This is a genomic window from Variovorax sp. efr-133-TYG-130, from assembly GCF_030208835.1.
Taxonomy (GTDB): Bacteria; Pseudomonadota; Gammaproteobacteria; order Burkholderiales; family Burkholderiaceae_C; genus Variovorax.
In genome coordinates, this window is record NZ_JARVTD010000058.1 from 19,831 (window position 1) to 31,769 (window position 11,939).

Sequence of the window (11,939 nt, forward strand, 5' to 3'; positions counted from 1 at the left end):
CAGCGTGGAGCCATCATGAGCACACCTCCCGATCCTTTTGCCGCTTTCGAATCCGAACGCACGGTCATCAAGCCCAAGCCGCGCACGCCGGGCGGTGCGCCGCCTGCGCCTGCACCGGCGCCGTTCTTCGGCGGCGCCGATCCGACGCCCGCGGCCGAGGTCGGCGAACTGGGGTTGCTCAACCCGCTGGTGTCGGCCGCCGGCAAGCTGCTGGTGCTGATCGGCAAATTGCGCAACCTCGCGCAGCCGCCCAACGTGCCGGCCCTGCGCGCCTCCACCGCCGACGCGGTGAACCAGTTCGACGCCAATGCGCGCCGCGCCGGCGTGAGCAACGAATCGGTGCTCGCCGCGCGCTACGTGCTGTGCACCGCGCTGGACGAAGCGGTGGCCAACACGCCCTGGGGCGTGCAGGCCGGCTGGAACAAGCAGAGCCTGCTGGTGCAGTTCCACAACGAGACCTGGGGCGGCGAGAAGGTGTTCCAGCTGCTGGCCAAGCTCGCGCAGGACGTGCCCACGCACCGCCAGTTGCTGGAGCTGATCTACAGCGTGCTCGCGCTCGGCTTCGAGGGCCGCTACCGCGTGGTCGACAACGGCCGCGCGCAGCTCGACTCGGTGCGCCAGCGCCTGGCCGACCTGATCGCCAAGGACCGCCCCGCCGTGGAGCCGGAGCTTTCTCCGCACTGGCGCGGGCAGGGCGCGGGCACGGTGCGGCTGCGCGAGTCGCTGCCGCTGTGGGTGTTCGCGGCCGGCTTCGCGCTGCTGCTGGCGCTCGCGTGGTTCGCGCTGCGGCTCACGCTCAACTACCGCTCCGACACCACCTATGCGGCAGTCTCGAGCCTGCGCGCGCCCAACATCCAGATCGCGCCGCCGGCCTTGCCGGCGAAGACCCCGCGTCTCGCGCGCTTCCTGGAGCCGGAGATCAAGCAGGGCCTGGTCACCGTGACCGACGAAGCCGACCGCAGCGTGGTGCGCCTGCGCGGCGATTCCTTCTTCGGCTCCGGCAGCGCCGAGCCGATGGCGCAGTCGCTGCCGGTGCTGCGCCGCATCGGGCAGGCGCTGGCCGAGGTCAAGGGCGAGGTGCTGATCACCGGCCACTCCGACAACCAGCCGATCCGCTCGCTGCGCTATCCGTCCAACTGGCACCTGTCGGCCGCGCGTGCCGACGCGGTGAAGGGCGCGCTGAGCACGCTGGTCGAGCCCGCGCGCATGCGCTCCGACGGCAAGGCCGATGCCGAGCCCGTGGCCGCCAACGACACGCCCGCCAACCGTGCGCGCAACCGCCGCGTCGACATCGTGCTGCTGACCGAACCCGACCGGCTCGCCGCCGCCACATCGGCTGCTCCCGTTCCAGGAGCGACGAAATGATCAAGAAAATATTCGGCTTCCTGTTCAGCCCGCTGCTGCTGACGCTGCTTGCGCTCATCGTCGTCGCGCTGCTGATCTGGTGGATCGGCCCGCTGGTGAAGATCGGTTCGCTCGCGCCGCTCGAAGGCGAGATGACGCGCGCCGTCGTCATCGGCGTCATCGTGCTCGTCGTGGTGCTGCGCGCGCTGTACCGCCGCTGGCGCGCCCGCCGCGCGAGCCGCCACCTGACCGACGGCCTCATGAAGGCGCCCGCCGCCAGGGCCGATGCCCCGGTCAACGGCGAGCAGAAGATCCTCGACACGCGATTCAGCGAGGCCGTCGCCACGCTCAAGCAGATGCGCCTGCATGCGGCCGGCAAGAAACCCGGCTGGCGCGACTGGCTCTCCATCTCGGGCGGCAGCTACCTTTACGACCTGCCTTGGTACGTGTTCATCGGCGCGCCCGGTGCCGGCAAGACCACCGCGCTGGTCAACTCCGGCCTGAGCTTTCCGCTGGCCGAGAAGTTCGGCCCCGGCGCCATTCGCGGCGTGGGCGGCACGCGCAACTGCGACTGGTGGTTCACCGACGAAGCGGTGCTCATCGACACCGCCGGGCGCTACACCACGCAGGACAGCCACCAGTCCGAAGACAAGAGCGCATGGGAAGGCTTCCTGGGCCTGCTGAAGAAGGCGCGCCCGCGCCGGCCGCTGAACGGCGTGTTCCTGACCGTGAGCGTGGCCGACCTGCTGAGCCAGGGGCCGGAGGCGCGCAGCCAGCTCGCGGCGTCGATCCGCGCGCGGCTGCTCGAGCTCGACAGCAAGCTCACCACCCGGCTGCCTGTGTACGTGCTCGTCACCAAGAGCGACCTGCTCTACGGCTTCACCGACTACTTCGACGACCTGGGCAAGGAACAGCGCGCGCAGGTCTTCGGCTTCACGCTGCCGGCCGACGAGAACCTGCAGGTCGAGGAGAAGGGGCTCTCCACGGCTTTCAACCGCGAATTCGCGCTGCTGCACAACCGCGTGAACGACGGCCTCATCGCGCGCATGCAGCGCGAGACCGACGGCACGCGCCGCGCGGCGATCTTCGGCTTCCCCGCCCAGTTCGGCTCCGTCGGCCCGCTGCTGTCCGACCTGCTGGAGCAGGTGTTCACCGGTTCGCGCTTCGCGCAGCCGCCGTGGGTGCGCGGCGTGTACTTCACCAGCGGGACGCAGGAAGGCAGCCCGATCGACCGCGTGATGGGCAGCCTGGCGCGCAGCTTCGGCATCGAGCGCGCGATGCTCGCGCCGCAGAAGAGCAGCGGGCGCAGCTACTTCCTCACCTCGCTGCTGCGCGAGGTGGTGTTCCCCGAGCAGCGCCTGGCCGGTGCCGACGTGAAGCTGGAGCGCCGCCGCCACACGCTGCGCGTGATCGGCGTGACGGCGATGACGCTGGTCACCGTCGGCCTGCTCGCGGCCTGGGGCTACAGCACGCTGCAGAACATGAACTACCTGAAATCGGTCGAGGCCCGCGTCGAGCCCGCCCGGCAGAACCTGGCGGCGCTGCCCGCGCGGGTGCAGAACCTGGTGGAAGTCGCGCCCGTGCTGCAGGGCCTGCGCGACATCTGGAAGACGCCCGACAACCACGACGGCAACGAGCCGCTGTCGATGACGCTGGGCCTCTACCAGGGCGACAAGCTCGACGCCGCCGCCATGCTCACGCACCAGCGCGCGCTCAACGACGCCTTCCTGCCGCAGATCGCCAAGCGCATCGAAGACCAGCTGCGCACCGCGCAGAAAGACAACCTCGAGTACACCTACGAGGCGCTCAAGAGCTACCTCATGCTCTACCAGCCCGAGCACTTCGACCCCGAGGCACTGAAGGCCTGGATCACGCTCGACTGGTCGCGCAACCTCGACCGCGGCATTCCCGAAGACCAGCGCAAGGCGCTCGAAGACCAGCTCGACGTGCTCATCGCGCAAGGCCCGCCGCGCTCGCCGCTGAAGATGGACGAGAACCTGGTGCGCAGCGTGCGCGCGGTGCTCGCGAGCTACCCGCTGGAGCAGCGCGTGTTCAGCCGCCTGAAGCGCCAGCGCGCCACCAAGGACATCCCGGCCTTCAGCGTGGCGGCCGCCACCGGTCCCTCGGGCCCGCTGGTGTTCGAGCGCATCAGCGGCAAGCCGCTGACCGACGGCGTGCCGGGCATGTTCACCTACGACGGCTATCACAAGCGCTTCCAGAACGAGGTGACCGTGCTCACCGGCCTGCTCGCCAACGAAGACCCGTGGGTGCTGGGGCAGGACCGTAACGCCGCCGACCGCCTGCGCGACGTGGCCGCGCTCGGCGCGCTGACCGACCGCGTGCGCCGCCTGTACCTGGAGGAATACGTGAAGCAGTGGGAGGCACTGCTGGCCGACGTGCGGCTGATCCGCGCCACCGGCCTGGAGAAGAACATCGAGACCGCGCGCATTCTGTCGGGCGTCGATTCGCCGCTCGCGAACTTCCTGCGCGCGGTGGTCAGGCAGACCACGCTGATCCCGGCGGCCGACGCCAACAAGGACGTGGTCAGCAAGGCGACCGAGACCGTGCGCAACACGCGCAAGGGCCTGGAAGACCTGTTCGGCAGCGACCCCGGCCGCCAGGTGGCGCCGGGCAAGCGCATCGAGAGCATCGTGGACGACCGCTTCGAGCCGCTGCGCCGCCTCGTCACCGCCGGCGGCCCCAACCAGCCGGCGCCCATCGACGATGCGCTCAAGCTCTTCAACGAGGTGTACGTGTACCTCAACGCGGTCGACACGGCCGTGAAGGGCCGCACCTCGCCGCCGCCCGGCGACGTGGCGGGCAAGCTCAAGTCGGACGCGGGCCGGCTGCCGGAGCCCGTGCGCTCGATGGTCGAGAACCTGAGCCAGTCCGGCGCCGCGCAGGCCCAGGTGGCCGAGCGCGGCAACCTGAGCCAGGACCTGCGCCCCGTGGCCGAGTTCTGCGCGCGTGCCATCGCGGGCCGCTATCCGTTCGTGGGCAACAGCAAGCGCGACGTGCTGCCCGAAGACTTCGGCCAGATGTTCGGCCCCGGCGGCCTGATGGACGACTTCTTCCAGAAGCGCCTGGCCGCGCTGGTCGACACCAGCACCCGCCCCTGGCGCTACAAGCCCGTGGCCGAGCGCGGCGCCATCACCACGCAGGCGCTCGCGCAGTTCGAACGCGCTGCGCGCATCAAGGACATCTTCTTCCGCGGCGGCGGCCGCGGCCCGTCGATGCGGCTGGACTTCAAGCCGGTGGAGATGGACGCGGGCATCACCCAGTTCATCCTCGACGTGGACGGCCAGCTCGTGAAGTACGCGCATGGCCCCGTGGTGCCGATGGCGGTGCAGTGGCCGGGGCCGAAGGGCAGCAACCAGGTGCGCATCCAGGTGAGCCCGCCTTCGACCACGGGCAGCTCGGGCGCTGCCGTGGATGGGCCCTGGGCGCTGTTCCGTGCGCTCGACGACGGGCAACTCGAGGCGGGCGATGCGCCGGAGAAGTTCTTCATCACCTTCCAGATCGGCGCGCGCAAGACGCGGTTCGAGGTGACGACCAACAGCGTGCAGCATCCGATCCGGTTGCGCGAGCTGCGGGAGTTTTCCTGTCCGGAGGGGCTGTGAGCGCAGCTTCTTCTTCTTCCATTTTTGCCTCGGCGGAGTTGCCGGGTTGGTTCGGCAAGTTGCCGGGGATGGGGGACTTCGCGCATCGCCGGCTGCCCGAAGCGTTCCGCTCCGTGTGGGACCAGTGGCTGCAGCGCGGGCTGGCGCGGTTGAAAGACCGGCATGCCGATTGGGTGGAGCGGTATCTGGAGGCGCCCATATGGTGCTTTGCGCTGGGCCCCGGGGTCGCCGGCGAGCGTGCGTGGATGGGGGTGCTGATGCCTTCGGTGGACGGGGTGGGGCGGTACTTTCCTTTCACGCTGGCGGTGGAACTGGATGCGTCTTGCGGGACCGAGCTTCGTGGCGAGGCGTTGATTGCTGCGCTGCAGTGGTGGATTCGGGCTACGCAGGCTGCGCTCGAAGGGCTTGAGGGGGATCTGGATGCGCTGCGGTTCGATGCTGTGCTGCAGCGGCTCTTTCTTGCTGCCGGCGAGGCTGGGCGCGAGGTGCGTGTGGAGGTGCTTGAGCTGCCGATGGAGAGGGCTTCTCTTTGGCTTGGTGATCCTGCTGGTGAAGCTGGGGTTCGGATGGTTTGCGAGGGGCTGCCTGTTGATGAAAAGTTCGATGGGCTTTTTCTTGGCTTTGCGCAGGAGGAGTGAGATGAAGGCCGCTCTTCGTCTTGTGTTCCGGGGCCGGGTCTCGCCCCGGCGGGCGACCTACTTTTCTTTGCTTCGCCAAAGAAACGTAGGCAAAAGAAAGGCGACCCTGCTGTCTGCGTCCCTTCGCTTCGCTACGGGCAACCTGCGGTGCTCGACTACGGCGGGGGTCCGCAGAACTCGCTTCGCTCAAACAGCTGCGGCCCTGATCCCGCCTGCGTCTGCGCTCCTCGGCGCAGCCAGAAGGGATTTGGAAACCGAACGCGCCATCGCTGCGCTCGGCGCGAACGGCGCAGCCGCGCAGCGGCTGCGCCATATAGGGCCGAGCGAAGCAAAGGCCAGTGTCGGTTCCCGCTCCCACCCCTCTGGCTGCGCCGAGGAGCGCAGCGTTTCGCGGATCAGGGCTCGCAGCTGTTTGAGCGAAGCGAGTTCTGCGAGACCCCGCGAAACGCGAGCACCGCAGGTTGCCCGTAGCGAAGCGGAGGGTCGCAGACAGTGGGGTCGCCTTTTCTTTGCTTACTTTCTTTTGGCGAAGCAAAAGAAAGTGAGTCCGCCGCCGGGCGGATATCCCGGCCCCGGAAAGCAAACCAAAAGCAAAGTTCAAAAAGGAGCCAGTCAATGACCGACTCCAACGACGACCGCACCCGAGTAGTCCCAAGGTCAACAACCCCCGCAGACTCGGCAGCCACAGTCATCACAGCAGCAGCAGCAGCCCAGCCGGTCACCAGCCCCGCCACGGGCACCACCGACGCCGGCCTCCTGCCAGTAGGCAGCCGCCTGGCCGAATTCGAAGTCACCCGAGTCATAGGCCAGGGCGGCTTCGGCGTGGTCTACGAAGCCTGGGACCACACCCTCGAACGCGTAGTGGCGATCAAGGAATACCTCCCCACCTCGTTGTCCACGAGGCAGCAGGACGGCACCGTCGTCCCCCTGTCCGAAAGACACAGGGAAACCTTCGACCTCGGCATGCGCAGCTTCATCAACGAAGCCCGCCTGCTCGCCCAGTTCGACCACCCATCGCTGCTGAAGGTCTACCGCTTCTGGCAAGAAAAAGGCACCACCTACATGGTCATGCCCTTCTACAGGGGCGACACGCTGAGAGAGGCCCTGGTAGCCATCCCCGCGGGCGTGGACGAGGCATGGCTGATCCGCATCATGGACGGCGTCACGCAGGCGCTGGCAGTGATGCACAGCGCCAACTGCTATCACCGCGACATCGCGCCCGACAACATCATCCTGCTCGAAGGCTCCGGCCGGCCGGTGGTGCTCGACTTCGGCGCCGCGCGCCGCGTGATCACCGACAAGACGCAGGCGATCACCGTCATCCTCAAGCCCGGCTATGCGCCCATCGAGCAGTACGCGGAGATGCCCGACATGTCGCAGGGCGCGTGGACCGACGTGTACGCGCTCGCGGCGGTGATGCACGTGGCGGTGTGCGGGCGCGCGCCGCCGCCTTCGGTGGCGCGCCTGCTGTCGGACAGCTACGTGCCGCTCGCGGGCAACGACATCCTGCGCCAGCGCTACAGCCTGCGGCTGCTGGAGGCCATCGACGCGGGCCTGGGCGTGCGGCCCGAGCAGCGGCCGCAGTCGATGGCGGAGCTGCGCGCGGCGCTCGATCTCGATGCGGGCAACACCGTCGCGCCCGTGCCGCGCACGCAGCCGCCGCGTGTTCAAGGAGCCGGCGGCAATGCTGCCGGCGCGGACGCTGCGACCGTCATCGTGGGCAGCGGGAACGCCACAGGCAAGCCGGTCAACGCGAAGACGCCGTCTCCTGCGCCCTCTGCGCCCGCCGGCCGGAAGTCCATCACGGCGATCGCCTCGGCCCTCGCCCTCGCGGCCGTGGCCGGTGGCGGCTGGTGGTTCCTGCAGGGCCGCACGGGTGGCGGCATGGAGGCCGGCACGAACAGCAAGCAGGCCGCCGTCGCGCCGGCACCCGCGCCGCCGCCCGACACCAAGGTCGCCGAGGCACCGCCGCCCCCTGCGCCGCCGCCACCTCCCGCGCCCGCGCCGGCGCCGCGCACGCCGCTCGAATCGCTGCAGTCGCTCGCCGCCGGCGCGGCGCCGGGCTTCGACGTGACCGCCGCGCCGAAGAAGCCCGAGGTCACCGTCGGCAAGGACCGGCTCGCGTTCGAGGTCCGCAGCAAGCGCGAGGGCTTCGTCTACGTGTTCCTGCTGTCCAGCGGCGGCGAGATGTTCCTGCTGTTCCCGAACCTGCTCGACAAGTACAACAAGATCACCGCCGGCGGCTCGCTCGCGCTGCCGCGCGCCTCGTGGCCGATGGACGCGGGCGGTCCGCCCGGCACCGACCAGTTCGCGGTGCTGGTGAGCGAGCACGAGCGCGATTTCAGTGCCGCCGGCGTGCAGAACGACGGCGTGTTCCCGGTGTTCCCGTTGCCGGTGCTGGCCGCGCTCGAAGCCACGCGCGGCACCGGTCCTTCGCCGTTGCTGGGCAAGCCGGTGTGCGCGCCCGGCAGCGCGCCGTGCAACGACGTCTATGGCGTCGCGAATTTCAAAATCGTCGAGAAGTAATCGTCTGCAGAGCGCCGGCCCTCTGCGCGAGGGCTCCCTTTTCCGGACCAGGAGACCTCCATGCACCCCTCACTGCCGCCACGCCCGACCCCCGGCTTCACCGCCACGCTCCTGCGCTGGGCCGCCGCTGCCGCCGTCGCTTCGCTGGCCGGCTGTGCCGCGCCGCCACCGGCACAGACCGACACCGCGGCCGCAACGCCCGACACCGCCGCTGCCACGCGCCCGCCGCCGCCCACTGGCGCCAGCGTGGCCGGCCAGGCGCGCACCTTCTCGACCCAGCTCGCCACCTACACATCGGTCGGCTTCGACGCGGTGCCGGGCTGGTCGCGCGACGACTTCTCCGAAAGCTGGCCCGCCTTCCTCGGCAGCTGCAAGGTGCTGACCGGGCGCGGCGCCGAATGGAAGGAGGTGTGCGCGCGCGCGCTCAAGGTCGACGGCAGGAACAACAACGCCATCCGCGGCTTCTTCGAAGGCGAGTTCTCGGCCTACCAGATCCGCGACGACGACCGCCGCCCCGACGGCGTGGTCACCGGCTACTTCGAGCCCGAGATCGCGGGCAGCCGGCAGTACGGCGCGCCCTTCATCTACCCGGTCTACGGCCAGCCCGAGGACATGCTGTTCGCAGATGCCCGCAAGCTGCCCCCGGGCAACGGCACGGTGGCCGCGCGCGTGGACGGGCGCAACGTGGTGGTGCAGACCGGCCTGAGCACGCGCGACATGGGCGCGCCCGGCCTCTATGCGCTCGACCTGTCGGCCGTCTCGCGCGACACCATCGACCGCAAGGTGCGGCTGCGCATCGAGGGCAAGCAGCTGCTGCCGTACTACACGCGCGAGGAGATCGAGACCAAGGGCGCGCCCAACGCCAAGGTGCTGGCCTTCGTGAGCAGCGCCAGCGCGCTGTACGAGATGCAGATCCAGGGTTCGGGCCGCATCAAGCTGCCCAGCGGCGAGCTGATCCGCGTGGCCTACGCAGAGCAGAACGGCCAGCCCTTCCGCCCGACGCTGGCGCAGGCCGCCAACGGCAAGCCGCGCAGCCCGGTGAAGGTGCGCGGCTCGTCCATCGAGCTGCAACTGGACGACGGCGACGACGACGATGTGGGCGCGGTCGACAACAGCACCATCCGCACGCGCGGCTTCACGCTCGCGCGGCCGGTGGCCAGCGGCGCGGTGGTGGTGCCGGGGCGGCGCGCGGCCGGCGCGGTCGCGGGCTCGGGCATCAAGGACCCGAGCTATGTGTTCTTCAAGGAAGCCACCTCGCCGGTCGGCGGGCCGGTGGGCGCGTTCGGCGTGCCGCTGTCGGCGGGGCGTTCCATCGCGGTCGATCCGCGCAGCACGCCGCTGGGCTACCCGGTGTTCGTCTCCACGCGCACGCCGGGCAGCGGCGCGCCGATGCAGCGCCTGACCATCGCGCAGGACACCGGCGGCGCCATTCGCGGCGCGGTGCGCGCCGACTACTTCTTCGGCAACGGCCAGCAGGCCGCGACCAACGCGCGCCGCATGAAGGAGCGCGGGCAGCTGTGGATCCTGTTGCCGCGCGGCCTGGCGGTGGCGCAGGCCGCCACCTCGTCGGCCATCCGCACGCGCGGCGGGCCGGTGGGCGCGAACCTGCCGCAGTGCCTGGTGCCGTCGGAAGGCAGCTGCGTGGACGACTAGTCATGTCTGCCCCCCGGTTTTTCTCTCGCTGAGCTCATGCAGGAAACCCTGTCGTCTTCGGAAAGCTCTGAACTCGTCCGCCTCTGGCGGCGCAGGCAGACGCTGTCCGCGAACGACATGGGCGCCATGTACCGCATCGTGGGCGAGGCGCTCTCGGCATGCAACCCGCCCGAGCTGCAGGTGCTGGGCGAGGGGCGGCAGGAGCTGGTGGCGCAGTTCATCTACGTCAAGGTGCTGCGGCTCGATGCCGACCCCGGCGACTCGGAAGAGCGCGCGAGCCACAGCGCGCCCTCGACCGCGTTCGCGCTGTGCGCGTACTTCCGCCGCTACCTGATCGACTGCACGCGCGCCAGCGCATTCCGCCGCAAGCTGTCCATCGGCGAGCAGATCACCGAGGCACAGCTGGAAGACGAAGTGGGCGCGTGCGAAGACCTCGAAGGCTGCCTCGCGGAGCACGGCTTGAGCGCGCACGCGGTGCAGCTGGCCGCGCGCGCCTTCATCGCCGAGCTGCCCGAGCCCGAGCGCATCCTGCTGTGCGAGGGCTTCGGCAAGGAGGCCGACGGCGGGCTGTCGGGCATTGCCTCGCGCCATGCCATCGCGTCTTACCACTACCGCGCGGGCCGGCTGGGCCTGGTGCACAAGCGCGAGGGCATGACCGCCGACTACGCGAAGACCCGGCTCGGAGGCTGGCTGCAGCAGACGCTGGGCATCGCCATCGAGCCCGGCAACATGGACGCGATCCTGCAAGTTTTCAAAATCCTCGGTGCTGAAGCGTCTTACGCCTGAAGACATAGCCATTCAGGAACAGACGCCATGCCCACCGAACTCTGGCCCCCGCTCAGCGTGATCCGCAACGCGCTCGAAACCGGCTCGGCCGTGCCCGAGGACGGCGCGGATGAGGAGCCCGGCCTCGCGGTCGTGGCCATGCCGGGTGCGACGCCCGGAGCGAGGGGCGAACCCGCGCGCGTGCCCGCCATGTCCAGCCTGCTGCTGCCGCTGGCCGAACTGGCACGGCGCCGCGAGGCGGTGGCGCAGCGCGCGTTTCCGGCGCGCTGGGCGCCGGGCCGGCTCGTGAGCGTGCTGCATGAGGGGCGGCTGCTCGGCGTGCTGCTCGACCGCTGCATCCACGGGGATCTCTGGCAGGGCTGGATGGCCGCGGGCGAGGCCGACTGGGCCAGCGCGTTCGACGTGCTGCTGGAGCCCGGGGACGAGCCTTTCGAGCCGATGTTCGGCGTGATCCAGGCGTGGAACGTAATCACGCTGGAGCCCAGCCCGCGGCTGTGCGCGCGCGTGCTCGGCGAGGTGTCGGCCACGCGGCTCGCGGCGATCCGCGCGGTGCACGACGAGTGGGCCGCGCAAGCGGCGTCGCCCATCGCGCCGGAGCCGGGGCGCATCGCGCTGCGCAGCGTGGGCGGCGGCGCGTTCACGGTGCTGTCGGGCACGCCGCTCGGGCCGCAGGATCCGCGCGCCGACTACCAGTCGCTGTACCGCAACTCGGGGCTGCAGCTGGCCCGCGCGCTGGTGCAGCCGGAAGAAGCGGAGGCATCGCGCGCGCGGCCACAGGCGCGGCCCGAGCGGCCCGAAGGCGGCTGGTGGGGCAGCATCCGCCGCTGGTTCGGCGCCGAAGGCTGGGTGCGCCCGGCCTTCGCGGTGCTGGCGCTGTGCGTGGTGATCCAGAACGTCGGCCTGCTCGGCGGGCGCGACGCCGCGGAGGAAGACGACGTGCGCTTTCGCGCGGTGCCCACCGCGCCCGCGCCAGCGCGCGCCGACCTCCTGGTGCGCTGGAAAGAGGGCGTGCGCATGGACGAGGCCGACCGGCTGCTGCAGTCGATCTCCGCCGACGTGGTGGGCGGGCCGGGCGGCAACGGCGCGTGGCGGCTGCGCGTGCCGGAGCCGGTGGATGCGTTGGCGGTGCTGGCGGCGTCGCCGCTGGTCGAATCGGCCGGGCCGGCGCAGGAGCGGCAATGACACCGCGCCGCACGCATTTGTCTTTCTCCCTCCCCTTCCGGGGGAGGGCAGGGGTGGGGGCAAGCGGCGTATCCAGGGGGCGCTCTGCCCGCCCCCATCCCGGCCTTCCCCCAGAGGGGGAAGGAGCAAGGCAACTCGAATCGGCTTTCTCCCTCCCCTTCCGGGGGAGGGCAGGGGTGGGGGCAAGCGG

At 70.3% G+C, this 11,939-nt stretch carries 7 protein-coding genes; all 7 read left to right on the forward strand.

Annotated features, from left to right (window positions below):
• Nucleotides 1-15 precede the first annotated feature (15 nt).
• The 7 genes from QRN67_RS33010 (at nucleotide 16) to QRN67_RS33040 (ending at nucleotide 11,749) form a co-directional block, all read left to right on the forward strand.
• Entirely contained in the window at nucleotides 16-1,365 is a 1,350-nt protein-coding gene (locus QRN67_RS33010; protein ID WP_106935916.1) for a DotU family type VI secretion system protein, read from the forward strand.
• The gene (tssM, locus tag QRN67_RS33015; RefSeq protein ID WP_285415280.1) at nucleotides 1,362-4,964 is read left to right on the forward strand and encodes a type VI secretion system membrane subunit TssM; all 3,603 of its coding nucleotides are present in this window, start codon (nucleotides 1,362-1,364) and stop codon (nucleotides 4,962-4,964) included. The genes QRN67_RS33010 and tssM overlap by 4 nt, the downstream gene beginning before the upstream one ends.
• Nucleotides 4,961-5,602 carry a type VI secretion system-associated protein TagF gene (gene tagF / locus QRN67_RS33020; RefSeq protein ID WP_285415282.1) on the forward strand — a complete coding sequence of 214 codons (642 nt, stop codon included), beginning with the start codon at nucleotides 4,961-4,963 and terminating at the stop codon, nucleotides 5,600-5,602. Before tssM ends, tagF begins: the two co-directional genes overlap by 4 nt.
• Nucleotides 5,603-6,217: 615 nt before the next feature.
• On the forward strand, nucleotides 6,218-8,128 hold the full coding sequence (locus tag QRN67_RS33025; protein WP_285415284.1) for a serine/threonine-protein kinase: 1,911 nt from the start codon (nucleotides 6,218-6,220) through the stop codon (nucleotides 8,126-8,128).
• 60 nt (nucleotides 8,129-8,188) lie between these two features.
• The gene (mltA, locus tag QRN67_RS33030; protein WP_285415286.1) at nucleotides 8,189-9,781 is read left to right on the forward strand and encodes a murein transglycosylase A; all 1,593 of its coding nucleotides are present in this window, start codon (nucleotides 8,189-8,191) and stop codon (nucleotides 9,779-9,781) included.
• Nucleotides 9,782-9,817: 36 nt separating this feature from the next.
• The gene (locus QRN67_RS33035) at nucleotides 9,818-10,567 is read left to right on the forward strand and encodes a hypothetical protein (RefSeq protein ID WP_285415288.1); all 750 of its coding nucleotides are present in this window, start codon (nucleotides 9,818-9,820) and stop codon (nucleotides 10,565-10,567) included.
• Nucleotides 10,568-10,594: 27 nt separating this feature from the next.
• Entirely contained in the window at nucleotides 10,595-11,749 is a 1,155-nt protein-coding gene (locus QRN67_RS33040) for a hypothetical protein (protein ID WP_285415290.1), read from the forward strand.
• Nucleotides 11,750-11,939 lie beyond the last annotated feature (190 nt).